Annotated in this window: 25 protein-coding genes and 1 other RNA gene; 24 read left to right on the top strand and 2 right to left on the bottom strand. The window is 64.1% G+C overall.

Annotation, left to right across the window (positions count from 1 at the left end; genetic code table 11):
* Nucleotides 1-529 precede the first annotated feature (529 nt).
* From Q0K17_RS02420 to Q0K17_RS02410, 3 genes are all read left to right on the top strand, one after another.
* The gene (locus Q0K17_RS02420; RefSeq protein WP_294539518.1) at nucleotides 530-901 is read left to right on the top strand and encodes a hypothetical protein; all 372 of its coding nucleotides are present in this window, start codon (nucleotides 530-532) and stop codon (nucleotides 899-901) included.
* Nucleotides 902-955: 54 nt separating this feature from the next.
* Nucleotides 956-1936: a hypothetical protein gene (locus Q0K17_RS02415; RefSeq protein ID WP_294539516.1), complete on the top strand. Its 981-nt coding sequence runs from the start codon at nucleotides 956-958 to the stop codon at nucleotides 1934-1936.
* A gap of 203 nt (nucleotides 1937-2139) precedes the next feature.
* Complete coding sequence (locus Q0K17_RS02410) at nucleotides 2140-3612, top strand: hypothetical protein (RefSeq protein ID WP_294539514.1); 1473 nt, start codon at nucleotides 2140-2142, stop codon at nucleotides 3610-3612.
* A 92-nt stretch (nucleotides 3613-3704) separates the two neighbouring features.
* Here Q0K17_RS02410 and Q0K17_RS02405 read toward each other — a convergent pair whose 3' ends face one another.
* Nucleotides 3705-4487 (bottom strand): peptidylprolyl isomerase, encoded by a 783-nt coding sequence (locus Q0K17_RS02405; RefSeq protein WP_294539513.1) that lies wholly within the window; start codon nucleotides 4485-4487, stop codon nucleotides 3705-3707.
* A 165-nt stretch (nucleotides 4488-4652) separates the two neighbouring features.
* Between Q0K17_RS02405 and Q0K17_RS02400 the strand changes: the two genes are divergently transcribed.
* The 14 genes from Q0K17_RS02400 (at nucleotide 4653) to Q0K17_RS02335 (ending at nucleotide 17483) form a co-directional block, all read left to right on the top strand.
* Nucleotides 4653-4982 carry a DUF1292 domain-containing protein gene (locus Q0K17_RS02400; RefSeq protein ID WP_294539511.1) on the top strand — a complete coding sequence of 110 codons (330 nt, stop codon included), beginning with the start codon at nucleotides 4653-4655 and terminating at the stop codon, nucleotides 4980-4982.
* An 8-nt stretch (nucleotides 4983-4990) separates the two neighbouring features.
* A non-coding RNA gene (gene ssrS / locus Q0K17_RS02395) (6S RNA) lies at nucleotides 4991-5197 on the top strand.
* A gap of 78 nt (nucleotides 5198-5275) precedes the next feature.
* Nucleotides 5276-5986: a hypothetical protein gene (locus Q0K17_RS02390; protein WP_294539509.1), complete on the top strand. Its 711-nt coding sequence runs from the start codon at nucleotides 5276-5278 to the stop codon at nucleotides 5984-5986.
* A gap of 139 nt (nucleotides 5987-6125) precedes the next feature.
* Nucleotides 6126-7298 carry a LegC family aminotransferase gene (locus Q0K17_RS02385; RefSeq protein WP_294539507.1) on the top strand — a complete coding sequence of 391 codons (1173 nt, stop codon included), beginning with the start codon at nucleotides 6126-6128 and terminating at the stop codon, nucleotides 7296-7298.
* Nucleotides 7299-7327: 29 nt separating this feature from the next.
* On the top strand, nucleotides 7328-8377 hold the full coding sequence (locus Q0K17_RS02380) for a nucleotidyltransferase family protein (RefSeq protein ID WP_294539505.1): 1050 nt from the start codon (nucleotides 7328-7330) through the stop codon (nucleotides 8375-8377).
* 12 nt (nucleotides 8378-8389) lie between these two features.
* On the top strand, nucleotides 8390-9385 hold the full coding sequence (gene neuB, locus Q0K17_RS02375; protein ID WP_294539504.1) for an N-acetylneuraminate synthase: 996 nt from the start codon (nucleotides 8390-8392) through the stop codon (nucleotides 9383-9385).
* Nucleotides 9366-10571, top strand: a complete 1206-nt coding sequence (gene neuC / locus Q0K17_RS02370; protein ID WP_294539501.1) for a UDP-N-acetylglucosamine 2-epimerase — start codon at nucleotides 9366-9368, stop codon at nucleotides 10569-10571. Before neuB ends, neuC begins: the two co-directional genes overlap by 20 nt.
* Nucleotides 10572-10588: 17 nt before the next feature.
* On the top strand, nucleotides 10589-11572 hold the full coding sequence (locus Q0K17_RS02365; RefSeq protein WP_294539499.1) for a Gfo/Idh/MocA family oxidoreductase: 984 nt from the start codon (nucleotides 10589-10591) through the stop codon (nucleotides 11570-11572).
* A 34-nt stretch (nucleotides 11573-11606) separates the two neighbouring features.
* On the top strand, nucleotides 11607-11945 hold the full coding sequence (locus Q0K17_RS02360) for a DUF2500 domain-containing protein (protein ID WP_294539497.1): 339 nt from the start codon (nucleotides 11607-11609) through the stop codon (nucleotides 11943-11945).
* A 34-nt stretch (nucleotides 11946-11979) separates the two neighbouring features.
* The gene (locus Q0K17_RS02355; RefSeq protein WP_294539495.1) at nucleotides 11980-12933 is read left to right on the top strand and encodes a Gfo/Idh/MocA family oxidoreductase; all 954 of its coding nucleotides are present in this window, start codon (nucleotides 11980-11982) and stop codon (nucleotides 12931-12933) included.
* Between the two features lies 1 nt (nucleotide 12934).
* Nucleotides 12935-13696 carry an acylneuraminate cytidylyltransferase family protein gene (locus tag Q0K17_RS02350; RefSeq protein ID WP_294539493.1) on the top strand — a complete coding sequence of 254 codons (762 nt, stop codon included), beginning with the start codon at nucleotides 12935-12937 and terminating at the stop codon, nucleotides 13694-13696.
* Nucleotides 13697-13723: 27 nt separating this feature from the next.
* The gene (locus Q0K17_RS02345) at nucleotides 13724-16246 is read left to right on the top strand and encodes a YfhO family protein (protein WP_294539491.1); all 2523 of its coding nucleotides are present in this window, start codon (nucleotides 13724-13726) and stop codon (nucleotides 16244-16246) included.
* Nucleotides 16243-17010: a threonine/serine exporter family protein gene (locus tag Q0K17_RS02340; protein WP_294539488.1), complete on the top strand. Its 768-nt coding sequence runs from the start codon at nucleotides 16243-16245 to the stop codon at nucleotides 17008-17010. Before Q0K17_RS02345 ends, Q0K17_RS02340 begins: the two co-directional genes overlap by 4 nt.
* On the top strand, nucleotides 17010-17483 hold the full coding sequence (locus tag Q0K17_RS02335; RefSeq protein ID WP_294539485.1) for a threonine/serine exporter family protein: 474 nt from the start codon (nucleotides 17010-17012) through the stop codon (nucleotides 17481-17483). Before Q0K17_RS02340 ends, Q0K17_RS02335 begins: the two co-directional genes overlap by 1 nt.
* A 52-nt stretch (nucleotides 17484-17535) precedes the next feature.
* On the opposite strand, the gene Q0K17_RS02330 is transcribed toward Q0K17_RS02335, so the two are convergent.
* Nucleotides 17536-18414: an NAD(P)H-hydrate dehydratase gene (locus tag Q0K17_RS02330; RefSeq protein ID WP_294539482.1), complete on the bottom strand. Its 879-nt coding sequence runs from the start codon at nucleotides 18412-18414 to the stop codon at nucleotides 17536-17538.
* A 78-nt stretch (nucleotides 18415-18492) separates the two neighbouring features.
* Between Q0K17_RS02330 and Q0K17_RS02325 the strand changes: the two genes are divergently transcribed.
* From Q0K17_RS02325 to Q0K17_RS02295, 7 genes are all read left to right on the top strand, one after another.
* Nucleotides 18493-19245 (top strand): NAD-dependent protein deacylase, encoded by a 753-nt coding sequence (locus tag Q0K17_RS02325; protein WP_294539478.1) that lies wholly within the window; start codon nucleotides 18493-18495, stop codon nucleotides 19243-19245.
* Between the two features lie 163 nt (nucleotides 19246-19408).
* The gene (locus Q0K17_RS02320) at nucleotides 19409-20251 is read left to right on the top strand and encodes an HAD hydrolase-like protein (RefSeq protein WP_294539475.1); all 843 of its coding nucleotides are present in this window, start codon (nucleotides 19409-19411) and stop codon (nucleotides 20249-20251) included.
* 125 nt (nucleotides 20252-20376) lie between these two features.
* Entirely contained in the window at nucleotides 20377-21030 is a 654-nt protein-coding gene (locus Q0K17_RS02315; protein ID WP_294539471.1) for a response regulator transcription factor, read from the top strand.
* A gap of 36 nt (nucleotides 21031-21066) precedes the next feature.
* Complete coding sequence (locus Q0K17_RS02310; RefSeq protein WP_294539467.1) at nucleotides 21067-22494, top strand: HAMP domain-containing sensor histidine kinase; 1428 nt, start codon at nucleotides 21067-21069, stop codon at nucleotides 22492-22494.
* The gene (locus tag Q0K17_RS02305) at nucleotides 22491-23291 is read left to right on the top strand and encodes a hypothetical protein (protein WP_294539464.1); all 801 of its coding nucleotides are present in this window, start codon (nucleotides 22491-22493) and stop codon (nucleotides 23289-23291) included. The genes Q0K17_RS02310 and Q0K17_RS02305 overlap by 4 nt, the downstream gene beginning before the upstream one ends.
* On the top strand, nucleotides 23288-24712 hold the full coding sequence (locus Q0K17_RS02300) for a hypothetical protein (protein ID WP_294539461.1): 1425 nt from the start codon (nucleotides 23288-23290) through the stop codon (nucleotides 24710-24712). The genes Q0K17_RS02305 and Q0K17_RS02300 overlap by 4 nt, the downstream gene beginning before the upstream one ends.
* Nucleotides 24713-24739: 27 nt before the next feature.
* Nucleotides 24740-24901, top strand: coding sequence for a hypothetical protein (locus Q0K17_RS02295; protein ID WP_294539458.1), 162 nt, complete (start codon nucleotides 24740-24742; stop codon nucleotides 24899-24901).
* Nucleotides 24902-24992 lie beyond the last annotated feature (91 nt).

The raw sequence follows: 24992 nt of genomic DNA, 5'->3' as shown, positions 1-24992 counted from the left end.
CTAACCAACTGAGCTATGGGGCAATATTTGAATCAGCGTTGATAAGTATACTGCGGGAAGTGGAATTTGTCAAGGGATATTTTCAAAAAAAAGCAAACTTTTTTTCCGGCGGGAAAACTTTCCGGAAGTTCAAAAAGTTTTTTACGCCCCGACACACTTTTGCAACTTTTGCATCCCGGGGCAGCTATACTCATCATGCGGGGCGAAACCCGCGGGGCTGCCGGCAAAGCGGCAGCCCGGGGTCCGGCGGCGCAAAGGCAAGACCGGCGCCGGCCCGGAACAGACGGATACATATGCCCGCGGGGCGCGCAGCCGCGCGGGGAAGAGCGCACACCACACCCGGGCCCAGGAGGCCGGGAACGGAACCTGACGAACAGGACAGCGCTTTCCCCGCAGACGGCCGCAGGGGCCCCGGGCCCGACGCCATGCGTCTTTACGCCGTCATGAGACCGGGACGGACCCGACCGACAACAGATTCGCCGCATCCCCGCCGTGGGGGCGGCTGTACAAAACGGGAGGGGTGTACAAGATGAAACGACATCTGCATCTTGCCATGGGACTGAGCTCTGTTCTGCTGGCGGCCTGCTGTCTGGCAGGGGCCGGTCTGGCCTGGCTTCGTGCCGCGGTAGGCGCGGTGGCACGCACCGCCCTGCTGTGCACGGTGTCCGAACCGGCACAGGCGCCCGCCGACTCCATCACCATGGCTACCAGCCGTACCTCCGAAACTGCGCTGCCCCGCACCAGCTACTGGTTCGGTCCCACCCTGGGGGTGGACCGGAGCCCTGTGCTGTGGGAACCAGCCCGGGCACCGGCCTTTGATGCCGCAGCCTGGAACCCCGGGCCACCGGGCACCGCCCGGGCCGGACCCGTCCCGGCGCCTTTGACCGGAACCCGAATATGACCGCTGTGCCCTGAATCCGGCAGCGCCGGACGGCACCGCGGGGAAGGATGGACCATGAAGCGATTCCTGCACACCGCGGCGCTGTGGGCGCTGCTTTTGCTGGGAGCGGCACTGCCTGCCCGGGCGGCCGAGTCCGCCGTCTCCCAGACCGAACCGACCCTGTGCCTGACCCAGCAGATCACCTGCGGGGAGGACGGCACCTATACCCTGACCCTGCAGGCCTGGGCCGAAGCGGGCACAAAGACAGCCCCCGGCCCCGACACCCGGCTGCGCTATACCCTGGCGCCCGAATATACCATGACCGATGACACCGATGTCCAGGTGTATGCCGTGGACAAGACCCACAGCGGATGGGGGCAGGTGAAACTGGACCTGTCCGGCCTGCAGCTGACCACCGATGCAGCGACCGGCACCCTGACCGTGACCGGTTTTGACTATACAACCAATGCCGTAAGTGAGAAACCCCGTCTGGACGGGCAGGGGCGCACCACCTTCGGCCGCAGGCTGGTGGTGCGGCTGTCCGGGCTGAAACCGGACTATGCCGCCACCTTCGGCGGCTGCGGGGTGCGGGCAGGCACGGGCGGCCTGTACACGGCGGAGGACGGGGACACACAGCCGGTGTGTCTGGCGTCCTTTCCCGCCGCGGCGGCCGATATCCCCCTGCGCTGTACGTATGCCCCCGCCGACCAGACCCAGACCGCAGAACAGGAGGTGAATTTCGGATACATGATCAACCCGCCCGGCGGCAATGCGGGCAACATCCCCGACGGCAAAAACAACGCATGGTGCACCGTGCGGTATACCGTCTCGGACGATACGGGCCCGGTGGCCGAGTACACCGTGCCCGCCGCCGCGGCCATGTCCGGCGGCAGCTGGACCCTCTGGCCTTCCCGGACATACCACGCTCCCGGCCGTTACACCGTCACCGTGACCCTGTGTGCGGTGTATGAGCCGGCGGGCACCTCTGCGCCCCAGGGCAGCGCCCGACGCCTGGTCCTGCAAACCGACGCTCTGGCGGAAAAAAAGGCGTCCTGACCGGACAGCCGGCCCCGGGTTCATATCCCGATCAGCCCTTCCCCACCCATGTCGGGCGCCCGACATGGCGGGGAAGTTTTTTGTTGCGTTCGGTCAGGGGCCTTGGTATAATAATACCATATGTAAACGAAAAAACGCCGGGGAGTGCGCTGGGGGGCGCATCCGGCGGGAAGTACATTGAGGAAGGAACGGGGTGCGTTACCGTGCCAAAGATCGACGTCAGCAAATTCATTGAACAGAGCGGCATCCGCAAAGCCCGCTTCGGCGGATATGAGACGGTGGATGTGCGGCAGGCCATGCAGGCCCTGTGCACCGAATACGAACAGCGGCTCAACCGGGCCGAAAGCCATGCCAAGGCCCTTGTCCAGCAGAATACCGCCCTGGAACAGCATTGCCAGAACCTGACCGCCCAGAACCGCCGTCTGGCGGAACAGAGTGCCGCCCTGGCCGGCAATACCCAGACCTATTCCCGCCAGCGCACCGAGCTGGACAACCGTCTGGCCAGCCTGAAGGAGAAGTACCATTCCCTCAGCGATCATTGCGCGGTCCTGCAGCTGAAAAACAGCGATCTGACCAAGGAAAACGAGGAACTGAAGGAGGCGGCCGCCCAGGCCCGGGCGGAGCTGCGCATCAAGGGCCGGGAGCTGGACGACGAGAAGGCCGCCCAGGTGGCGGCCCGCCGCCAGCGGCTGGAAAAGGCGGAGGATGAGGCCGACCAGATGGTGGAGGAAGCCCGCAAGAAGGCGCAGAAGATCACCGATCAGGCCAAGCTGGAAGCCCAGGCCACCGCCCGGGCTGCCCAGGCCCAGGCCCAGGCCCAGGCCCGCCGGCTGGTGGACGCCGCGGCGGCGGAAGCCAACGAAGTGCAGAATGCCCATCAGCTGCGGCTCAACAGCCTGCGGGACGAAGTCCGGGTGCTGGAACAGCGCCGGGACAAGCTTATCGAATTCCTGAACCGGATGGCCCGGGAGCTGATGCAGGTGGAAGGCACCGCCAAGAGCGAAGGTGCCGCCGCCGAAGCGGTGCCCGCGCCGGCGGTGGATGAGCTGCCCGACCTGCATGAGGTGCCCACGCCGCCGGTGGAACTGGACCTGGGACCGGAGGCCATCGCCCGGGCGGTGGATGAACTGCGCGCCCAGGCTGCCGCCGGCCAGGAGGACGACGAAGAGGAGGAATCCGCGGAGCCCGCTCCGGACGAAAACAGTGTGGCCGCCCGTGCCGCCCGCAGCTTCCAGCTGGTGGCGGAGGACGAGGAGGCGGAGCCCGATGCTTCCGAACCCCCCGCCCAGCCGGAACCGGAGACGGCGGAACCCGCAGAGCCGGAGCACCCCGCACCGGAAGAGCCGGAAGCCCCCGCCGCCCCGGCGGAGGAACCGGAACCCGCCCGTCAGACAGGTCCGGCCCTGACCGCTGTGCCGGGAGCCATCTTCTCCTCGCCCATTGTGCGGCAGGAGACCCCCGCCGAGCCCGACGAGGACCCGCCCGCCGCCGGCCCCCAGATGCCGGTCATGCCCAGTTTCGGGGATGATGAGGAGTATGACGAGCCGGAAGAGGAGCCGGAGGAACCGGAAACTCCCGAACCGGAGGCGGACAAACCCGTGCCCCAGCCCGGTGTGACCCGGGAAAAGGCGGTGCGCGCCCTGCGCGCCCTGCGCCGCCGCACCAAAAAAGAGTAAGGCCTCGCGCCGTTTCCGAAAAGAAGACCTGAGAAGAAAGAGAAAGCCAGCGCCCCGCGGTGATGCCGCGGGGCGCTGGCGCATAGATTGGGTTATTCGGCGGATTCGGCGGTGGCGGGCTCCGGCCCGGGATAGGTGGTGATGGTCACCTTGTTGACGATGATCTCTCCGTCCGGGCGGAAGGTATCGGTGCCGTCCTCGTTCACCACGGTGGGGCAGCTGGCCATGATGTCCACCACATCCATCCCCATATACACCTGTCCGAAGACCGTGTCGGTGTTGTCCAGGTAGGGCAGGCCGCCGCCGTCGGCGTAGGCGGCGATCTGGCTCTCGGTGTAGCCGTTGGCGGCCAGCTCCTCCTGCATGGATTTGTCCACACTGTCCGGCAGGGCTGTCACGAAATAAAACTGGCTGGTGCCGCCCTGGACATCTCCGCCGGAGGCAAAGGCCGCGCACAGAGCGCCGGTGTAATGGCGCAGGTCGGCGCTGGCTTCCAGGGGATAGGGGTTGTTGCTCCAGATGGTGGACCCGCCGGTGCCGGTGCCGGTGGCATCGCCCCCCTGCACCGCAAAACCGTATTCGCAGCGCCAGATGGCCGTGCCGTCATAGTAGCCGGTGCGGGCCAGCCCCACAAAATTTTCCACCGCCATGGGGGCGGCGTCGGGGTACAGCACCGCCCGCACTTCACCCAGGCTGGTGTCGAAAATGGCGATCAGGTCCCCGTCCGACGGGGCGGTGAACTGGCGCTCGCCGCTTTCCACCACCGGGCGGTCGGGCCGGGGATGCCCGTCCTCCGCAGAGGAACAGGCGGTCAGACAAAGGGCCAGCAGCGCCGCAAAACACGCCGCTGCGCGCAGTTTTTTCGTTTTGGGCATAAGCAGCCTCCTTCAGGGGAATGATCTTGGCGCATGATGAATTCAGTATACCACAATTTCCTCGCAAAGCATAGCTTGACGCGGAACAAAAAAACAAGTACACTATAAGCGTACAAGGAAACCAACAGGGCCCTGCGGCCCGATGTTTTTTAGGAGAAACGAACTATGGCTGACGAACTGAACCCCGAAATGCTGGAAGAGGCTTCCCCCGACCTGCTGACGCTGGAGGATGAGGACGGCAAGGAGTGCACCTTTGAAGTCATCGACGTGACCGAGATCGACGGGACCCGCTATATGGCGGTGGTTCCCTATCAGGAAGACCCCGAATCCCTGGAAGAGGATGCCGAACTGATCCTCATGCGCATCGGCACCGACGAGGACGGGGAATATATGGACATCGTGGACGATGATGAGGAGCTCATCCGCGTCGGCAAGGTGTTCGAGGAACGCCTGAAGGCGATGTTTGACATCGACGATTCCGAACTGGAAAACTGAACCCAAAAAACACCCTGCGCGGTTCGATTTGTTGCGGCTTTATATGATCCTACTAATCAAATCTAGGGAGCCCGGAAAAGTCCTCTGCAGGATCGCAGACCTCCCGCCCCGCTTCGGCGGCCAGCGGAAGAAGGGAGCGTGAACGCAGCGGCAGGGCACCCACCTGCTCATAACAGTAGGTTTTGATTGGTCGCAGACGGCTGTGCGGGGTATATCAGGCAATTCATCGCCGGGCGGGTCCGCCGCCCGGCGTTTTTTGGAATAAAAAAGTGTGTGAAAGGGGAGTGTTTGGCTTGGCCGGTCGTGTTGCGGCAGGGGACAAGCTGCCTTTCTTTTTGTATGATACGCCCTACAGCGCCCAGAACCGTTTCCGGGACCTGCTGGCCCAGAGCGCACCGCTGGTCATGGTGTTCATGAACAACTTCGGCCATCCGGTCACCCGCACTTTTGCGGAACGCTACGCATCCACCTTCGACGGTCTGCGCAGCGGCGGGTTTGCCATGGTGGTGCGCTCCCGTGCGGACAAACTTTCCCACAGCATCGGGCCGGATACCCTGCCTTTCCCCCTCCTGTGCGACGCGGACGGGGTGCTGTATGACCTGCTGGACATTCCCCAGCGCAGCGGTACCCTGACCGCCTACAGCCTGGAAGCCTGGAAGATCCTGCGGGAAGCCAAGCGCAACGGCTACAAGCCGCCCAAGAACAATGTGCTGGACATGCCCCTGACCCTGATCCTGGACGTGGACGGCACCGTGCTGTTCGCCCACTACGGTTCCAGCCTCACCGACCTGCCCGAGGACTGCGACGCCATCCAGGCCCTGCTGGAAGAGCTGGAACTGGTGCCCGGAGACGATGAGGAACCCGACGAGGACGTGCCCATCTACACCCCGGCGGACGAATCCCCCCGGATCCCGGGGCTTACCGACGCTGACAACACCGAAGATTTCGACCGTACCGGCGTGCTGCGCCTGTTTGAGGATGCCTACACCGACGAGGACCAGTGACCCCCAAAAGCGATTTATCAAAAACCGTTCCCGCCCACCCGGCGGGGACGGCTTTTTTGTTGTCCGCCTTGCCGTTTGACACCAAACGGTTTATAATAAAGACTGAATTTTTGTAATTATAAGATCGGGGGACGTATCTATGTCTGCTTTTATCCCGTTGTCTGTACCGAATTTCGGCGAAAAGGAGGCCGCCCGGGCGGCCGAAGCCATCACCTCCGGCTGGGTGTCCACCAGCGGCGCCCGGGTGGGTGAATTTGAGCAGGCCCTGGCCGACTATGTGGGCATGCCCCGGGCCGTAGCCTCCAACGCCGGGTCCTCGGCGCTGCATCTGGCCGCCATGGCCTGCGGCATCCGGCCCGGGCAGGAGGTCATCGTACCCACCCTGACCTTCATTGCCGCCGTCAGCCCCCTGACCCGCTATGTGGGGGCGGAACCGGTTTTCATCGGCTGCGACGATTCCTGGTGCATCGACCCCGACGCTGTGGAGGACTTCTGCGCCAACCACTGCACCCTGAAGGAAGACGGCCTGTACAACAACAAGACCGGCGCCAAAGTGGCCGCCCTGGAAGTGGTGCATGTCTTCGGCAACATGGCTGATATGCCCCGCCTGCTGGACATTGCCAGAAAGTACCGCCTGACCCTCATTGAGGACGCCACCGAGGCCCTGGGCACCAAGTACGTTTCCGGCCCGTTGTCCGGCAAGTTTGCCGGCACCATGGGCGACGTGGGCTGCTACAGCTTCAACGGCAACAAGATCATCACCACCGGTGCCGGCGGCATGCTGGTGTCCAACCATCCCGACTGGGCGGAGCACGCCAAGCACCTGTCCACCCAGGCCAAGAGCGACATGCTCCAGTTCTTCCACGACGAGGTGGGCTACAACTACCGCATGACCAACGTCCAGGCCTGCCTGGGTCTGGCCCAGTTGGAACGTCTGGAGGACTTCATCGCCACCAAGATCGCCCGCTACAACCAGTACAAGGACGCCCTGGACGGCTACCACGGCCTGCGCATCCTGCCCTTCAAGACCGAGGCCGAAGGGGTGCGCGCCAACCACTGGTTCTACAGCCTGTATCTGGGCGAAACGGATCTGGACCGGGATACGGTCATTGCCGCTTTGCAGGAGCAGGACATCCAGACCCGCCCGGTGTGGGCCCTCATCCACGAGCAGGCGGACTACCCCCGCAACGAGGCCTACCACCTGGAAAAGGCCCAGGACCTGCGGGCGCACATCGTCAACCTGCCCTGCTCCACCAACCTGAGCGAAGCCGACTGCGCCCGCGTCATCGACGCGGTGAAGGCGCTGGTCTGAAACTGACTGCATAAAAGGGGAGAACCGCCTTGCTCAAAATCGAAGAACTCTTCGTGGACCGCCACGCCACCGTGCTGGAAACCATGAAAAAGCTGGACGAGACCGGCCAGCGCATCCTGTTCATCGCACCGGACGGGGTGCTGCAGGCCGTGGTCACCGACGGCGACATCCGCAAGTTCCTGCTCCGGGGCGGCACTCTGGCCGAACCCGTGGAACAGGCGGCCAACTTTTCGCCCAAGAGCCTGCCCGTGTCCGAGCGGGGCCGCGCCCGGGAAGAACTGCAGAAATACGGCATCGACGCCCTGCCCATCCTGAACAAGAAAGGCGTTATCACCGATATCGTCTTTGCGGGCGGTGTGGATGTGGACAACCGCAAGAAGGTGGACATCCCGGTGGTCATGATGGCCGGCGGGCTGGGCACCCGGCTCTACCCTTATACCAAGATCCTGCCCAAACCCCTGATCCCGGTGGGGGAACAGCCCATTGCGGAGATGATCATCGACCGCTTCCGGGAATTCGGCTGCCACCGGTTCAAGATGGTGGTCAACTATAAAAAGAACATGATCAAGTCCTATTTCGGGGAAGTGGAGAAGGACTACGACCTGGAATTCGTGGACGAGGAACAGTTCATGGGCACCGGCGGCGGGCTCTGCCTGCTCAAAGGCAAGGTGGATTCCCCCTTCTTCTTCACCAACTGCGATACCCTGCTGGACCTGGATTTCGGGGACCTGTACGCCAAGCACAAGGAGCGGGGCAACCTGGTCACCATGGTCTGCGCCCTCAAGCACTACACCGTGCCTTATGGCGTGGTGGAACTGGGGGAGGACGGCGGCATTGCCGCCATGCGGGAAAAACCGGAACTGAACTTCCTGACCAACACCGGCGTGTATGTGGTGGAACCCCGGGTGGTGGAGGAGATGAAGGAAGGGGAGAACATCGGTTTCCCCGATGTCATCGAACGCTACCGCGCCGCCGGGGAAAAAGTGGGCGTCTACCCCATCAACGAAAGCGCCTGGATGGACATGGGCCAGATGGAAGAGCTGGAAAAGATGCGCCGCAAACTGGAAACACAACGCTGAAAGGAAACAATTATGCCTGTTACGATCATTGCCGAAGCCGGTGTCAACCACAACGGTGACCTGGAAATGGCCAAAAAGATGGCCCTGGTGGCCAAGGAATGCGGCGCCGATATCGTCAAATACCAGACCGCCGTGCCTGAGCTGGTGGTGAGCAAGTTCGCCGAGAAGGCCGAATACCAGAAGCAGACCACCGACGCCGCCGAAAGCCAGCTGGAGATGATCCGCAAGCTGCACTTCTCCTTTGAAGGCCACAAGGAGCTGAAGGAATACTGCGATTCCATCGGCATCCAGTACCTGTCCGCCCCCTTCGATATCCCCAGCGTGCGGTTCCTGGGCACCCTGGGCCTGCCGCTGATCAAGATTCCTTCGGGGGAGATCACCAACCTGCCCTACCTGGAAGAGGTGGCCAAGCTGAACACCCCGGTGCTGCTGTCCACCGGCATGAGCACCCTGGGGGAGATCACCGACGCCCTGGGCATCCTGGACGACAACGGCTGCCCGGAGGCCACCATCCTGCACTGCAACACCCAGTATCCCACCCCCTATGAGGACGCCAACCTCACCGCCATGATCGAGCTGTTCGAGCAGTTCGGCCTGCCGGTGGGCCTGTCCGACCACACCCCGGGGTGGGAGTGCGACGTGGCCGCCACCGTGCTGGGCGCCCAGGTCATTGAAAAGCATTTCACCCTGGACAAGACCCTCCCCGGCCCCGACCAGAAAGCCAGCCTGGACCCCACCGAGTTCAAGGCCATGGTGGACGCGGTGCGCCATGTGGAAGCCGCACTGGGCGACGGCCACAAGCACCTGACCGCCAGCGAGGCCCCCAACAAGGCGGTGGCCCGCAAGAGCATCGTGGCCGCCTGCCCCATCAAGGCGGGGGAGACCTTCACCGCCGACAACCTGACCACCAAACGTCCCGGGGACGGCATCAGCCCCATGCGCTGGTACGAGGTGCTGGGCCAGACCGCCAAGCGGGACTTTGCGGAGGATGAAAAGATTGAACTGTGACACTGTGGCACTCCTCACCTCCACCCGGGCGGACTACGGCCTTTTGCGCCCGGTGGCCCGCAAACTGGCCGCCGCGGGGCGGCTGCAGCTGGTGGTGACCGGGGCCCATCTGTGTGAGCGGCTGGGCAACACGGTCACGGAAGTGGAAGCCGACGCCCCGGCGGTGGAAATCGCCGCCCGACTGCCCATTTTCCGGGAAAAGGACCCGGACGAACCGGTGGGACGCACCATCGCCCGCACGATTGAAGTCTTTGACGACTATTTTGCCGCCCACCGCCCCGGCTGCGTGCTGGTGCTGGGGGACCGGTTTGAAATTTTTGCCGCCGCCACCGCCGCCGCGGCCCGCCATATCCCCATCGCCCACATTTCCGGCGGGGATGTGACCCTGGGCGCCGCCGACGAGTACTACCGCCACTGCATCAGCAAGATGGCGGCGGTGCATTTCCCCTCCTGCGCCGACAGCGCCGCCCGCCTGGTGCGGATGGGGGAGGACCCCGCCCGGGTCTTCTGCGTGGGCGGACTGGGAGATGAAAACATTCACGCTGTGCCCAAAATGAGCCGGGAAGAGTTGTGCAATTCCACCGGCTTTGACCTGATGCAGCCCTTTGCCTTGGTCACCTTCCACCCCGAGACCGCCGCCGGCGCCCCGGACCCCGCTATCCAGGCGGAGGCCCTGTGCGAGGCCATGGAGGCGGTGGAGGGGGTGTTCTGGCTCATCACCGGCTCCAACGCTGACGCCGGGGGCGCCGTCTGCACCGCCCGGATGCAGCGCTTTGCCGCCGACCACCCCGACCGGGCGGGCTTCATCAACAGCCTGGGCCTGCGCCGGTATCTCTCGGCCATGCAGTACGCCGCCCTGGTGGCGGGCAACTCCTCCTCCGGCGTGGTGGAGACCCCCAGCTTCGGGGTGCCGGCGGTGAACATCGGCAGCCGTCAGGCCGGACGCATCCTCTGCCAGAATGTCATCCGCTGCGGCGGGGAGCGCACCCAGATCGAGGACGCCCTGCGCACCGCCCTGACCCCGGCCTTCCGGGTGGTGGCGGCGGGGGCCGTCAGCCCTTATCACGGGGGCGACACCAGCGGCAAGATCGTGAAAGTGCTGGAACACTTCGACTTCACCAAACCCAAAACATTCTACGACGGCCCGGTGCCGCCGTTTGACCCGCAGGCGGAACCCCGCCTGTAACATCGGGAGGTATTGGTATGAAACTTCTCATCGTCGGCCTGGGCAGCATGGGCAAGCGCCGCGCCCGCCTGACCCGGGGCCTGCTGGGGGCGGAAAACGTCCGCATCTGCGGCGTGGACAGCGCCGAAGCCCGCCGCACCGAGGCCCTGTCCCTGGAGCTGTGTCAGGCAGCCTACCCCTCCATCGGGGAGGCCGTGGCAGCCGAACACCCGGACGCCGCCCTGGTCTGCACCTCGCCTTTGAGCCATGCGGCCATCATTTCGGAGCTGCTGGACGCGGGCCTGCCGGTGTTCACCGAGCTGAACCTGGTGGACGACGGCTACACCGAGAACCTGGCCAAGGCCAGGGAAAAGGGTGTGCCCCTCTTCCTCTCCTCCACCATGCTCTACCGCAAGGAGACCCAGTACATCAAACGCCGTGTGGCTGAATTCGGCCGCCCGGTGCATTACATTTACCATATCGGCCAGTACCTGCCCGACTGGCATCCCTGGGAGAACTACAAGAACTTCTTTGTGGGCAATGCCCGGACCGGCGGCGTGAGGGAGATCTTCGGCATCGACCTGCCCTGGCTGCTGGATGCCTTCGGGGATGTGGAACACATGACCGTCCAGACCGACACCATCAGCGACCTGGGCCTGCCCTATCCCGACTGCGCCACCCTGCTGCTGCGCCACAAAGGCGGGGTACAGGGGGTGCTGGCGGCGGACGTGGTCAGCCCCAAGGCGGTGCGCAGCTTTGAATGCTTCGGCGACGGGCTGCACCTCTTCTGGGAGGGCAACCCCAAGGCCCTGTATGAGTTCAGGGACGGGGACAAGCAGCCGGTGGACACCTACGGCAGCTTTGAGCACGACAGCCGGTACAGCGACAACATTGTGGAGAACGCCTACGTGGACGAGCTGGCCAACTTCTTCGCCGTGCTGAAAGGGGAGGAAGAACCCCGCTGGACCTTTGAGAAAGACCGGGCAGCCATCCGGCTGATGGACGCCGTGGCCCAGGCCTGAATACGGCACTGCCCCCACAAGAAAGGGCTTTGTTATGATGCTGTTCAATCTGATGGAAATCTTTGTCCCCGCCATGTTTGTACTGGTGGTGGGATTGATGGTGGTCATGGTGATCCGCAACGTGGCCGAATGGTCCCGCAACAACGCTTCTCCCCGGCTGAGCAGCCCCGCCACCGTGGTGGCCAAACGGCAGCACCATTACAGCTACAACAACGGCGGAGGCGGCACCACCTACTACGCCACCTTTGAATTTGAGAGCGGCGACCGTCTGGAACTGCGCCTGCCTGCCCGGGAAGCCGGCCTGCTGGCCGAAGGGGACCGGGGGATGCTCCACTTCCAGGGCACCCGCTTCCTGGGCTTTGACCGCCAGTGACTGCCCCATTACATCTGACAAAGGAGTGAGGAACATGGGCACTGTCACCGCCCTGTTCATCGGCCTGGGGTCCATCGGGACCCGCCATCTGAAAAACCTGCATGCCATCTGCGAAAAACAGGGCCTGACCCTGTGCGCCCACGCCCTGCGCAGCGATTTGAACCGTCCCCTGCGTCCCGGCGTGGCGGAGCTGCTGGCGGCCCAGTTCACCACCCTGGAGGACCAAGCCGCCCTGCCCCGGTATGACATGACTTTCATCACCAACCCCACCAGCCTGCACGCCGCCGCCCTGGAACTGGTCCGCGGGCGGGCGGGGGCTTTGTTCATTGAAAAGCCCATCTTCTCCGCCGAGGAGACCGGCCGGACTCTTTCCGACCTGCTTCCGGCGGGGCAGAAAGCCTATGTGGCCGCCCCCATGCGGTGGTGCGGGGCCATGCTGGCGCTGAAAAAGCACCTGCCCGAGCTGCATCCCTACTGCGCCCGGGTGATCTGCTCCTCCTACCTGCCCGACTGGCGCCCCGGGGTGGATTACCGCACCGTGTACAGCGCCCACAAGGCCATGGGGGGCGGGGTGACCATCGACCTCATCCACGAATGGGACTACCTGGTGGAGCTCTTCGGCAAGCCGGAGCGCCTTTACAACCTGCGGGGCCAGTATTCGGAACTGGAGATCGACTCCGACGATGTATCGCTGTATATCGCCCGATATCCCCACCTGCTGGCGGAGGTGCATCTGGACTACTTCGGCCGGGGCTACCGCCGCAGCATCGAGCTCTTCTGCCCCACCGGGTCCGCCGTGGCGGATTTCGGCGCCGGCACCCTGACGTTGCCCGACGGCACGGTGGAGGACTGCCGGGAGGATGTGAATGAACGGTATATCCGGGAGATGGAATACTTCCTGCACTACGCGATGGAAGGGGAGGGCGACAGCCTGAACACCCCCGCCACCGCCCTGGATGTGCTCAAACTGACTTTGGGGGAACTGTAATATGGAACGTCTGCTCATTACCGTCTGCGGCCGCGCCGGCAGCAAAGGCTTCAAGAACAAGAACCTGAAAACCTTCTGCGGTCATCCGCTGGTGTATTATTCCCTGAGTGCCGCGGAACTTTTTGCCAAGAATCATCCCGAACTGCACATCGACTTTGCCCTGAACACCGACAGCCCCGAGCTGGCGGAGCTGGTGAAAGCCCGGTACCCGGAAGTGGTCTTTCTGCCCCGGGGCGAGGAGCTGGGCGGGGACAAGGTGCCCAAGATGGCCGTCTACCAGGACAGCCTGCGCCGCATGGAAGAGAAGACCGGCGCGGCCTATGACTATCTCATGGACCTGGACATCACCAGCCCCCTGCGCACCGCCGCCGACATCGAGAACGCCTTTGCCAAAAAGCAAAGCCGCCCCGACCTGGACCTGGTGTTCAGCGTCTGCGAAGCACGGCGCAATCCCTGGTTCAACATGGTCAAGACGGTGGGCGACCATGTGGAGCAGGTGAACAAGAGCGAATTCACCGGCCGCCAGCAGGCCCCGGAAGTCTTTGATGTGAACGCCTCCATCTATGTGTTCAAGCGGGACTTCCTGGCCAGTAACACCGACGGCATGCTCTGGCGGGGCAAGATCGGGGTCAGCGTGATGATGGACACCGGCATCATCGACATCGACTCCGAACACGACTACCGCCTGATGGAGGCCATCGCCGCCCATCTGTACGAGAACTATCCCGACTTCGACGCCGTGCGCCGCAACATCCGCGGCTGAGGGCGTCCTGGCTGCAAAGGAGACTCCATGGAAACGAATATCCGCCGCCGCCAGCGTCAGAACGTGGGGGCAGCCTTCGGGCTGTCCCTCTTGCTGGTGCTGGGGGCGTATTTCCTGCTGGGCTTTGCGCCTTTCGGGGATGATACCATCCTCACCGGCGACCTCAACGGCCTGTATGTGAACTACATCACCGATATGTGGCGCCGTGTGCGCGAAGGCGGCTTCTTTTACAGCTTCGCCAAGCTGTGCGGGGGCAGCACCCTGGGGCTGTTCGCCTACTACATGAGCAGCCCCTTCAATCTGGCCTATCTCCTCTTCCCCGTGCGGGCCATCCCCTATGTGGCCCAGGCCGTCTTTGCGGTGCGGGTGGCCTGCACCGGCGCGGCCTGCTGCTTCTTTCTGCAGCGGCACTACAAAAGCGCTTCCCGCCTGCTGCCGGTGCTCAGCCTGGGCTACAGCCTGTGCGCCTTCTGCGTGGTGTACAACCAGAACATCATCTGGATGGACGTGGTCCTGCTGGCACCGCTGGTGCTGTGGGCGGTGGACGAACTGGTGGACAAGGCCCGCCACTGGCCTCTGACCTTTCTGGTGCTGGCCTGCGTGCTGCTCAACTTCTACACCGCCTGGGAAGTGTGCCTGTTCACCCTGCCCTACTTTGCCTACCGCTGGTGGGGCACCGACCACCCCTCCGCTTCTCTGCCCCGGCGGGTGGGGCTCTTTGCCGCCTCCGGTGCTTTGGGGGCGGGCCTGGGTCTGGTATTGCTGCTGCCCGCCCTGCTGGAAGTGGAGCAGAGCAAGGGCGGCCTGTTTGAGATGGAATTCTCCCTCAAACCCAACTTCCCCCTGTGGCAGCTGCCCTACCGGCTCTTCTTCGGGGATTTCTTCTGGGATGATGTCACCGGCACCCTGCCCAATATCTATTGCGGCGTCTTCTGCGTGGTGCTGGTGGTCCTCTTCTTTGCGGGAAAAAGCGCTTTGCGGCAGAAGCTGGCCGCCGGGGCGGTGCTGGCCGTCATGGCCCTCAGCTTCTGGCTCTACGGCATCGACCTGATCTGGCACGGCTTCAAGCAGCCGGTGTGGTTCCCCTGCCGGTACAGCTTCCTGGTCAGCCTGTTCCTGGTGCTGCTGGCCGCCAAAGCCCTGCTGGAAGGGGCGCCCCGCCCCAAGGCCCTGGTTCTGGCCGGGGGGCTGGGAGCCCTCTGGTGCGTGGGCTACTGCTTTGCCTCCGGGGAGACCTTCTCGGTCTTCAAGGTGGCGGCCACGGTGCTGGTCTTTGCCGCCACCCTGGCCTGTGCGGTCTGGCTCCACTCTTCCCGCCGTATGCTGGCTCTGGCCGGGGCGGTGGGCTTTGGGGTGGTGGCTGTGGGGGATATGGGCGCCAACACGGTGCTGGCCCTGCGCAAGTTTGAAAGCTACACCGTCAGCGGATTTGAGGAATTCTACGACCAGAACACCGCCGCCGTGAACGCCATCCGGCAACGGGACGGCGGGTACTACCGCATCGAGAAAAACTTCATGCGCACCCTCAACGACCCCATGCTGCTGGGGTACTGGGGCATCAGCCACTATTCCTCCACCAAGGCCAGCTCGGCCAAGGAGCTGCTGGAAGCCCTGGGCTACATCAACTACTCCACCTACGGCTGGGGTTCCACCGGGGTGGCGGACAGCCTGCTGGGCATCCGCTACCTGTACAGCGACGGCTCCCGCCTGGTACCCGGCCAGTATGAGGCCCTGGACACCGGCACCGAACTTTCCGTGTGGGAAAACCCCTGCGCCTTGCCCATGGCCTATGTGGGCTCCTCCGACGCTTTGAACGTGTCCATTGCAGACAGCGAAAATACGTTTGAACTGCAGAATGCCATGCTCACCGCCCTGGTCCCCGGCACCCCGGACGCCCTGCTGCCCGCGGACCTCAGCTTTGAGCAGCCGGAACAGGGCATCCTGCTCACCTTCACCGCCCCCTGCGACGGCCCCTGTTATCTGGCCATCCCCACCCTCACCGACATGACCCCGGCGGACGTGGCGGTGAACGGCACCCTGCTGGGCGAGTACTTCAACGGGGATTCCCTGGGCGGGGTGTTCCCCCTGGGAACCTTCCAGAAGGGAGAGACGGTGGAGCTGCGCCTGGGCTTTGCGGACAGTGAGGAAGCCCGGGCCGCCATCCAGGTGTACAGTCTGGATGAGAGTGTGCTGGCGGCTGCCTCCGCCACTTTGCAGGCCACCGAACCGGAAAAAATGACCATCCGGGAGGGCGGTCACATCGACCTCGTCGCCACCGGCACCGCCGACGCCGACCTTTTGGTTCTGCCCTTTGCCTGGGAGGATTCCGCCCACTGGAAGCTCACCGTCAACGGGGAGAAGGCCGAGACCGAATGTGTCTTTGGCGGCTTCATCGGGGTGCGGCTGCATGAGGGCGAAAACCATGTGGAGCTGCACTACGCCCATCCCGGCGCGGCGGCAGGGCTGGCGGGCACCGTGGTCTGTGCGGGCATCGCCGCGCTCTGGTTTGCCCGGGAAAAACGCCGCAAGGCGAAAGGAGAGAACCCATGACCGATCGTGCCATTGAGATGGTGGTGGAAGCGGGCAAAGCCATGCTGGAAAACGGGGGCGAGGTCTTCCGCGCCCAGGACACCATGGAGATCATGGCCCGCAGCCTGGGCATCCGGGAATTCCGGGTGTATGTGCTCACCAACGGCATCTTTGCTTCGGCGGAAGGGGAGGACGGTCCCATCAGCGCCGTGCGCCACGTGCCCCGGGTGAGCATTCATCTGGGCCGGGTGGAGGCGGTGAACGCCATTTCCCGGGAACTGGCCGCCGGCAAGCTGGACCTGGACAGCGCCGAAAAAGCCCTGCAGGACGCCTGTGCCATCCCGGCCTACGGGTTCCGGGTGTCGCTGCTGGCTGGCGCGGTGGGCAGCGGCTGTTTTGCCTTTCTGTTCGGCGGCGCCGGACCGGAGATCGTCACCGCCTTCTGCGCCGGCATTGTGGAGATGCTCATCATGCAGCTCTTCCACAAAGGCGGGGTGAGCAAGGTCTTTACTGATATCGCCGCGGCCGCCGCCTGCACCGCCCTGGCTCTGGCCATGCAGATGGTGTGGGGAGCCGGGTACAATCCCAGCGGCGCCATCATCGGCGCCCTGATGGTGCTTACCCCCGGTGTGGCCCTGACCATGGGCATCCGGGACATCATCAATGCCGACTACCTGTCCGGCACCATCCGCCTGTTCGATGCCCTGCTCTGCGCCGGGTGTCTGGCCTGCGGCGTGGCCCTGACCTACATGGTGGCCGTCAGTCTGTGGAGGATCCCCCTGTGATGAACCTGCAATTTTTCGGCAGCTGTGTGCTGCAGTTCTGCGTTGCCATGGTGGCAACGGTCTGTTTCAGTCTGGCGTTCCAGGTGCCCCGCCGCCACTTCCTGGCCTGCGGCACCGCAGGGGCGGTGGGCTGGGTGGTGTACATCATCTGCACCGCCGCCGGCCTTTCCATGCCCGCCGCCACCCTGGTGGCCACCTTCCCCCTGGCGGGCATCTCCCGCTTTTTTGCCATCACCCACCGGGCGCCCGTCACCCTGTTCCTGCTGTGCGCCATCTTCCCCCTGGTGCCCGGGGCCGGTATCTACTACACGGCTTATTATCTGCTCAACAATGAACAGGTGCTCTTTGCCAGCAAGGGTGTGGAGACGTTGAAGACCGCCGTGGCCCTGGCCATGGGCATCGCCATCGTCTGCAGTATCCCTCTGCCCCGCAAACTGTCCCGCCATCAGTATCGCGGTCCCAAAATGAACTGAAAAACAGCGGTGTGCCCAGGCACACCGCTGTTCTGCTTCCCGTTTTTGATCCTTACCGTCCGGCGTTGCCCAAAATCCGCCCCAGGTCCGCCAGGATGTCATGGGGCAGCATGGTCATCTGGCTGGTGCGGGCGGCGCAGGCATCCGCCGCCGCTCCATGCAGCCACACCGCACAGTACGCCGCCTCAAAGGCGGGCAGTCCCTGGGCCAGCAGGGCCGCCAGCATCCCGGCCAGCACATCCCCGCTGCCGCCCCGGGCCAGACCCGGGTTGCCGGTGGTGTTGCGCACCAGCCGCCCGTCCGGAGCGGCCACCAGGGTACCCGTGCCCTTCAGCACCGCCACACACTGGAACCGTCTGGCGCAGCGCTGCACCGCCCCGGGCCGGTCCGCCTGCACCGCCTCCACCGTGGTGCCCAGCAGGCGGGCCATCTCTCCCGGGTGGGGGGTCAGCACCGTGTCCCGGGGCAGGAACGGGGTGGTGCCCAGGTCCCCGGCGGCTATGGCGTTCAGGGCGTCGGCGTCCAGCACCGCTCCGCGCCAGGGCGCGCCGATGCCGCACAAAGCGTTCAGCACCCGGCCGGCGCTCTCCCCCAGGCCGGGGCCGGCCAGCAGAACGGCGGAAGTCCCGCTGAACCGCTGGCGCACCGCCGCTGCATCCGCCGCCAGCACCCCGCCGTCGGCGTCGGTGCGGCAGGGCAGGGCACAGCATTCGGGGGTGCGGGTCAGCACCAGCTGGATCACCGGCTCCACGCTGGCCAGATACACCAGTCCGGCGCCGGTGCGCAGGGCACTCTCACAGCACAGGGCCGCCGCACCCCGGTAGGCCATACTGCCCGCCACCGCCGTCACCCGGCCGTAACTGCCCTTGTTGGTGTCTGCCTCCCGGCGGGGCAGGCAGGCCAGGACCTCCTCCCGGCTGATCTCGTGCATACAAAAGCCCCCTTTATGGCACGCGGGAACGTGCCGTTTTTCCCATTATACCCCCAAAAAACCGAAAGGAGCAAGACAATGGTACCTGAACTGGAACGTTTGATCCAAAAAAGCAGCCGCCTGGTGTTTTTCGGCGGCGCCGGTGTTTCCACCGAGAGCGGCATCCCGGATTTTCGCAGCGTGGACGGTCTGTACCACCAGACCTTCCGCTATCCGCCGGAGACCATGCTTTCCCACACCTTCTTTGTGCAGCACACCGCCGAATTTTTTGACTTCTACCGCAAAAAGCTCATCGTTCACGGGGCCAAGCCCAACGCCGCCCATCTGCGGCTGGCGGCCCTGGAAAAGGAGGGCAAATGCAAGGCGGTGGTCACCCAGAACATCGACGGCCTGCACCAGGCCGCGGGCAGCAGGACGGTGTATGAGCTCCACGGCTCCACCCTGCGCAACTTCTGTACCCGGTGCGGCAAATTCTACGGGGTGGACTTCATCGAGGAAGCGGGCGGCCACGGGGACGGCGTGCCCCATTGCACCGAGTGCGGCGGCCTGGTCAAGCCGGATGTGGTGCTCTATGAGGAAGGCCTGGACGAAGCCACGGTGGAAGGGGCCATCAAGGCCATCCGTCAGGCGGACCTGCTCATCGTGGGCGGCACCAGTCTGGCGGTGTACCCGGCGGCGGGTCTGCTGCGGTATTTCCGGGGCGATGAGCTGGTGGTCATCAACAAGCAGCCCACCCCGGCGGACGAGTCCGCCAGCCTGGTGCTGCACCTGCCCATCGGGCAGGCACTGGGCCCGGATGCTGTAAAACCGGAGAATCCCGAAACCCCGTGATTTGCACAAAGAAACGCGAAAAACTTGGGCAATGTGCGGATTTTTTTGGCGTTTTTTTACAAAAAGACTCTTGGCTTTTTTGTCTGGTTCTGTTATGATAGAAATATAATCTGCATGAACTATCGGAAAGCAGACATGTGGAACAGCAGGGGGGCTGGAAGGTATGGCAAGTGCGTTGACAGACTTTGTGAAAAAGCGGGAATTTCTGGTTTGCATGGACTCAGACGGCTGCGTGATGGACACTGTGCGCATCAAGCACTGCACCGTCTTCTGCCCGGAGCTGATCCGTGTGTTTTCGCTGGATGAATATGCCGATATGATCACCTCCGCCTGGAAGGAGATCAACATCACCGGCATCACCCGGGGCATCCCCCGGTTTGAGAGCGTGGTGCAGATCTTTGACCGGCTGAAGAACCGCGGGGTGGAAGTGCCCGGGTCGGAGGATATCGCCGCCTGGGTGCGCACCGCCTCGGAGCTGAGCACTGCCAGCCTGCAGCAGGAGATGCTGCGCACCGGCAGTCTGGCACTGCGCAAGCTGCAGGAGTGGAACAACGCCTGCAACCGCCGCATCCAGGCCCTGGAACCCACCTTTGAGCCTTTCCCCGGGGTGGAGACCAGCCTGCGCCAGCTGCACGCCGTGGCCGACGTGGCGGTGGTGTCGGCGGCCAATGAGTCCGCCATTGAGAGCGAGTGGACCCGGTATGGTCTTTCCCGCCACGCGGACGTGATCTTCGGCCAGGAGGTGGGCAGCAAAGCCAACTCCATCGCCGTCATGCTGGCCTGCGGGTATGAGAGCCGCAAGGTCATGATGGTGGGCGACGCCATGGGGGACGCCCAGGCCGCCGCTGCCAACGGGGTGGCCTTTGTGCCCATCCTGCCCGGTAAGGAGGCCGAAAGCTGGCGCCGCCTGCAGGAGGAGGCCCTGCCCAAACTGCTCCACGGCACCTTCAATCCCACCTACCAGAACGAATTGCTGGCGGCGCTGCGCAGTGCTCTGCACGGCTGATGACCCCGGCTTTGCGCAAGGCCCCCGCCCGGGGCCTTGCGTTTTTTTATGGGGTTTTCCGGGATTTTCAGATACAATTCGGGTACAATCGCTCCATATGATAAAGGATAAGGGGGCCTGTGTGGATGAATCGGATCCTGATTGTGGAAGATGAACAGACCATTTCCCGGCTGATCGAAGTCAGCCTGACCCGGGCCGGGTATGCATGTACCGTGGCCAACGACGGGGTGAAGGCCGCCGACCTGATCCAGGACAATGACTTTGACCTGGCGCTGCTGGACATTATGCTGCCTGGACTGGACGGCTACGACCTGCTGGAATACCTGCGGCCCATGGGCACGCCGGTGATCTTTATCACCGCCAAATCCAGCGTGAAGGACCGGGTCAGGGGGCTGAGCCTGGGAGCGGACGACTACCTGGTCAAACCCTTTGAGGTGGAGGAACTCATCGCCCGGGTGGAGGCGGTCCTGCGCCGCACCGGCCAGGGCGGGCAGACCCTGACCGCCTTTGATGTGACCCTGGATCTGACCGAGCGCCGGGTGATGCGCGGCGGTGAGCCGGTGGACCTGACGCCCCGGGAATTCGCTTTGCTGGAACAGCTCATGCGCAACCGGGGGGCGGCGCTCTACCGGGACGTGCTGTATGAGCGGGTGTGGGGCGGCGAGATGGCCGACACCCGCACCCTGGACCTGCACATCCAGCGGCTGCGCAAAAAACTGGACTGGCACGACAAGATCGAGACGGTCTATCGTGTGGGATACCGGCTGAAAAAAGAGTGAGGTGCATCCCCGGGACGCACCGGAAGGGAACCGCCTATGCGATTTTCGGAAAAACTGGTCTGCACCATCCTGCTGGTGGTGGTGACCTTTTTCGCCCTGGGGGGCAGCGCCCTTCTGTACGGCGATTTCCAGGACCGCCTTTCCTCGCTGGCGGACCAGGAGCAGAACCGCCACGATATGCTCTGCTATACCCTGGAAAATGAGATCCTCTCCCTGCACCGCCAGGGGGAGGCCGTGACCGAATCCGGCCTGGGCAGCTTCTGCGCCGACCTGCTGGAACCGGCGGAAGGGGGCACGGCCCAGCTGGCCGCCCTCTACCACACCGACAGGCAGATGGGGCAGGGGGCGGTGTATTCCTGTCTGCCCGCGGTCTGGGGCGCCAGTATGCTTCCCGGCAGCGGCCAGCAGGCCATCCTGCGCAGCGGCGATTCCCTGTGGCGGGTCTACTGCACCGACCTGCTGGACGGGTGGACCCTCTACTCCGCCTATGATCTGTCGGAGGCCTTTGCCGCCCGGTCCCGCAGCCTGCAGCGGTTCCTGCTGCTGGAGGCGGCGGTGGTCATCGGGGCAGCGGCAGCGGCCGCCATCTTCAGCCGCAAACTCATCCGGCCCCTGGCTCTGCTCAACCAGGCCAGCCGGCGCATCGCGGCGGGGGACTATGCCCTGCGCACCAACGTGCGCACCGACGACGAGATCGGCCAGCTCAGCGAAAGCTTTGACAGCATGGCCGCCGCCGTGCAGGACAAGGTGGCGGCGCTGGAACTTTCGGTGCAGCAGCGGGAGGACTTCATGGGGGCGTTTACCCATGAACTCAAGACCCCCATGACCGGCATTTTGGGCTATGCGGACCTGTTGCGCAGCATGCAGCCCGACCCGGCGGAACAGCGGGAGGCGGCGGGAGCCATCTACCATGAGGCCCACCGTCTGGAAAGCCTCAGCGGAAAACTGCTGCAGCTGCTTCACCTGGACGAGGAGGAGCTGGCCCTGGGTCCGGTGGCCCTGGACCGGGCGGTGACCATGGCGGTCAAGGCCGCCCGCCCCGCCCTGGAACAGAACGGCCATGCCCGGGTGGAGACCCTGTCCACCGGACTCTGGGTGCAGGGAGATACCGACCTGCTCTGTGACCTGGTGCTCAACCTCATCACCAACGCGGCCAAGGCCGGACCCGGGGGGACCATCACCGTTTCCGCCGAACAGGCGGGCCGGACGGTGTTGCTCCGTGTGCGGGACCAGGGCTGCGGCATCCCCGCCGACCAGCTGGCCCGGGTCACCGAGCCTTTTTACATGGTGGACAAGTCCCGCGCCCGCAAGCAGGGCGGCAGCGGGCTGGGGCTGGCGTTGTGCAGCCGCATCGCCCAGGCCCACGGGGGGACCCTGACTATTGACAGTGCCCCCGGCAAGGGGACGGCGGTCACCGTCACCCTGCAGGCAGTATCAAAACCGGAAGAAGGGGGTGCCTCATGAAGCGGAACCGGAAGCGGGGCTGGATGCTGGCTTTGTGCGCCGCCGCCATCGTGCCCCTGGCAGCCATCCCCCTGGGATGGTTTGCCCTGACCGACGCGGCCATGGTGGGCCAGACCCACACCCAACAGACCCCCTACACCTCCCTGGTGCCCACCGGGGACGACTACTATCTGCTGCGCCAGCTGAACACCCGGGTGGAGCTGGCCTGGCGGAACTACAACGGCCAGATGTATTCCACCGAAGACGGGGTAGAAGGCATGTATTTTTCCGGCGCCACCTACTCCGGCGGCATGACCTACGCCGATGCGGATATGCAGCAGTACCGGGATGAGGTTCTCCAGACCCTGGTGGATGGAGGCGTGCTGCCCCAGGCCTGGTGGGACCAGGTCAAGGAAGAGATCGACTACTGGGCGGCCCCTACCTATTACAGCACCGATTCCCTGGGCTTTCTGCGGCTGAAAACCTATGTGGGGGAAAATTCCCAGACCTGCCTGCTGAACATGGAGGTGGACAGCCGCACCGGCAAGGTGGTGGCGCTGTGGATCAGTGCCCTGCAGAGGCATGAGATCGACCCCGCCGTTGCCCTGCCCGCCTGGGTGGAACTGAACGAGCTGGACGGGCTGGGGGACTGGACCGTGCCGACGGGCACCGACTATGAACAAAGCGGCCTGTACAGCGAGAACGGACAGGCCCTGATGACCTGCGCCACCGGGGAGGATACTTTCAGCAGCAGCGGCGAGACCCGGCAGTTCCTCAGCCTGCAGCTGGGACCTTACACAAAGGAAGTGAGCGGATGAAACACCTGCTGATCCTCGGGCCGGCGCTGTTGCTGGTCTTTCTTACCGCCTGCGGGAGCGCGCCGTCGGACACCGCCACCACCGAGACCGCTGCCACCGCCGAAACCGCCGCCACCTGGACGGTGGGGAAGATGGAGCCGCTGTACAGCGCCAACAGCCAGGGCTATTACCGGACAACCTACCGGGAGCGGGAGGGCGGTAACACGGTATATGCTTACGACCTGATCACCAGGGTATCCTTTGATACCCTGGAAGAGGAAGTCCTCTGCCATCTGCCGGGGTGTGAGCACGACACCCCGGATTGTGTGTCCTACATCAACATCCAGACCTCCGATGTCATCCTGGCCCAGGAGGACGGGTCGGTGCTGGTTTACCACGCCGCTTTCTCCGACCAAAGCGGGCAGAACATGCTGGAAAGCTACCAGGAAATTCTCAACGATCCCGCCCGACTGGAGGAAGCATATCCCGGAGAGGCGGGGAAAGCCTATGTGCAGGACTGCATCGACATGCTGCAGCAGCCCAGCTATGTGGACCGCATCAGCGCCGACGGCCTGACCCGGGAGAGGCTGGTCACCCTGCCGGAAGGGGTGAACCCCGGGCTGGTCTGCCGGGACGAAAACGCCCTGTACGGGATCGTGAAAGAGGGCGTCTTTGAAGCGGCCACCAACATCTACGGGGTGCGCATCGGTCTGGACGGGCAGGTGGATACCTTTTCCATCCCCGACCCGGACTACACCACCCTGCTGGGCGGCTGGAACGGACAGCTGGTGCTCTGCCATACCCGCAGCCCGGTGGACATGAACACCATGTACCTGTACGGCAACTACGACGGCTATTATGCCCTGATAGCGCAGGATACCCATGACTGCTGGCTGTATGACCCCGCCACCGGAGCGGTGGACAAGATCCGCCTGCCCGACCAGAATGTGGAGCTGTGGCAGGTGGTGGGGGATCAGCTGCTGTACAACCGCAAGGAGGCGGGCCGGTACACCCTGTGCGCCTACGACCTGATGACGGGGGAAGCCCGTGCCCTGTGCGAGGAAAGCAACATGGGGACGGACGCCTCACCGGTGCAGAATCTGGGCGGGATGCCTCATTTTGTGGTCAGCTATCTGAACGGAAGCATCACGACGGTGGAACTGTCCACCGGGTTGACCTGGTCCCAGGCCGAACTGGGGGAAATGGCCGAGGAGATCCCTGCCGGATTCTATGTGAACCGCCCCGTGTGCGAAACCGCCGACGGAAACCTGTTGCTGGAACTGTACAGCAACAGCTACCGTAACCCGATCTACCTTATGGTGCCCAGCCCCGTCACACCGGAGGAGGACACGGCGGATGTGTCCGCCTCCCTGCAGGCAATACAGGACTACTTGCAGGTAACACAGGACTACGAGGAGGCCGCGGAGGAACCCTCGTCTTGACGGCGGCGCAAAATACATTTACGGCGGGTGCCGGCACCAGCCGGGACAGGAAAATTCAGCCGTCTGCCCATCCTGGCCCAGTTCGACTGCTGCCACACCCATCCCATGCTCACCCTGCCCCTGGGCTGTGAGATGGAGCTGGATGCGGGCGCCAAGACCCTGCGCCTGCTGGAATCCCCCGTCCGCTGAACCCTTTCCCCAAAAATCTGCCGCCGGAGCCCGGGCCCCGGCGGTTTTTGCGTTTAGAAAGGGAAAAAATCTCCAATGTTTTCCTTGTGTT

The sequence above is a fragment of the uncultured Gemmiger sp. genome, assembly GCA_944388105.1.
Lineage (GTDB): Bacteria > Bacillota > Clostridia > Oscillospirales > Ruminococcaceae > Gemmiger.
Note: the sequence above shows the minus strand (reverse complement) of the source record. Positions and strands in the feature narration are given on the sequence as shown.

Coding starts and splice junctions, on each gene's coding strand:
- Q0K17_RS02405 (WP_294539513.1), bottom strand. CDS start 4,487: ATGCCCAAAACGAAAAAACTGCGCGCAGCGGCGTGTTTTGCGGCGCTG.
- Q0K17_RS02415 (WP_294539516.1), top strand. CDS start 956: ATGAAGCGATTCCTGCACACCGCGGCGCTGTGGGCGCTGCTTTTGCTG.
- Q0K17_RS02330 (WP_294539482.1), bottom strand. CDS start 18,414: ATGCACGAGATCAGCCGGGAGGAGGTCCTGGCCTGCCTGCCCCGCCGG.
- Q0K17_RS02345 (WP_294539491.1), top strand. CDS start 13,724: ATGGAAACGAATATCCGCCGCCGCCAGCGTCAGAACGTGGGGGCAGCC.
- Q0K17_RS02385 (WP_294539507.1), top strand. CDS start 6,126: ATGTCTGCTTTTATCCCGTTGTCTGTACCGAATTTCGGCGAAAAGGAG.
- neuC (WP_294539501.1), top strand. CDS start 9,366: ATGAAAAGATTGAACTGTGACACTGTGGCACTCCTCACCTCCACCCGG.
- Q0K17_RS02315 (WP_294539471.1), top strand. CDS start 20,377: ATGAATCGGATCCTGATTGTGGAAGATGAACAGACCATTTCCCGGCTG.
- Q0K17_RS02325 (WP_294539478.1), top strand. CDS start 18,493: ATGGTACCTGAACTGGAACGTTTGATCCAAAAAAGCAGCCGCCTGGTG.
- Q0K17_RS02335 (WP_294539485.1), top strand. CDS start 17,010: ATGAACCTGCAATTTTTCGGCAGCTGTGTGCTGCAGTTCTGCGTTGCC.
- Q0K17_RS02355 (WP_294539495.1), top strand. CDS start 11,980: ATGGGCACTGTCACCGCCCTGTTCATCGGCCTGGGGTCCATCGGGACC.
- Q0K17_RS02300 (WP_294539461.1), top strand. CDS start 23,288: ATGAAACACCTGCTGATCCTCGGGCCGGCGCTGTTGCTGGTCTTTCTT.
- neuB (WP_294539504.1), top strand. CDS start 8,390: ATGCCTGTTACGATCATTGCCGAAGCCGGTGTCAACCACAACGGTGAC.
- Q0K17_RS02420 (WP_294539518.1), top strand. CDS start 530: ATGAAACGACATCTGCATCTTGCCATGGGACTGAGCTCTGTTCTGCTG.
- Q0K17_RS02320 (WP_294539475.1), top strand. CDS start 19,409: ATGGCAAGTGCGTTGACAGACTTTGTGAAAAAGCGGGAATTTCTGGTT.
- Q0K17_RS02365 (WP_294539499.1), top strand. CDS start 10,589: ATGAAACTTCTCATCGTCGGCCTGGGCAGCATGGGCAAGCGCCGCGCC.
- Q0K17_RS02350 (WP_294539493.1), top strand. CDS start 12,935: ATGGAACGTCTGCTCATTACCGTCTGCGGCCGCGCCGGCAGCAAAGGC.
- Q0K17_RS02360 (WP_294539497.1), top strand. CDS start 11,607: ATGATGCTGTTCAATCTGATGGAAATCTTTGTCCCCGCCATGTTTGTA.
- Q0K17_RS02310 (WP_294539467.1), top strand. CDS start 21,067: ATGCGATTTTCGGAAAAACTGGTCTGCACCATCCTGCTGGTGGTGGTG.
- Q0K17_RS02305 (WP_294539464.1), top strand. CDS start 22,491: ATGAAGCGGAACCGGAAGCGGGGCTGGATGCTGGCTTTGTGCGCCGCC.
- Q0K17_RS02400 (WP_294539511.1), top strand. CDS start 4,653: ATGGCTGACGAACTGAACCCCGAAATGCTGGAAGAGGCTTCCCCCGAC.
- Q0K17_RS02340 (WP_294539488.1), top strand. CDS start 16,243: ATGACCGATCGTGCCATTGAGATGGTGGTGGAAGCGGGCAAAGCCATG.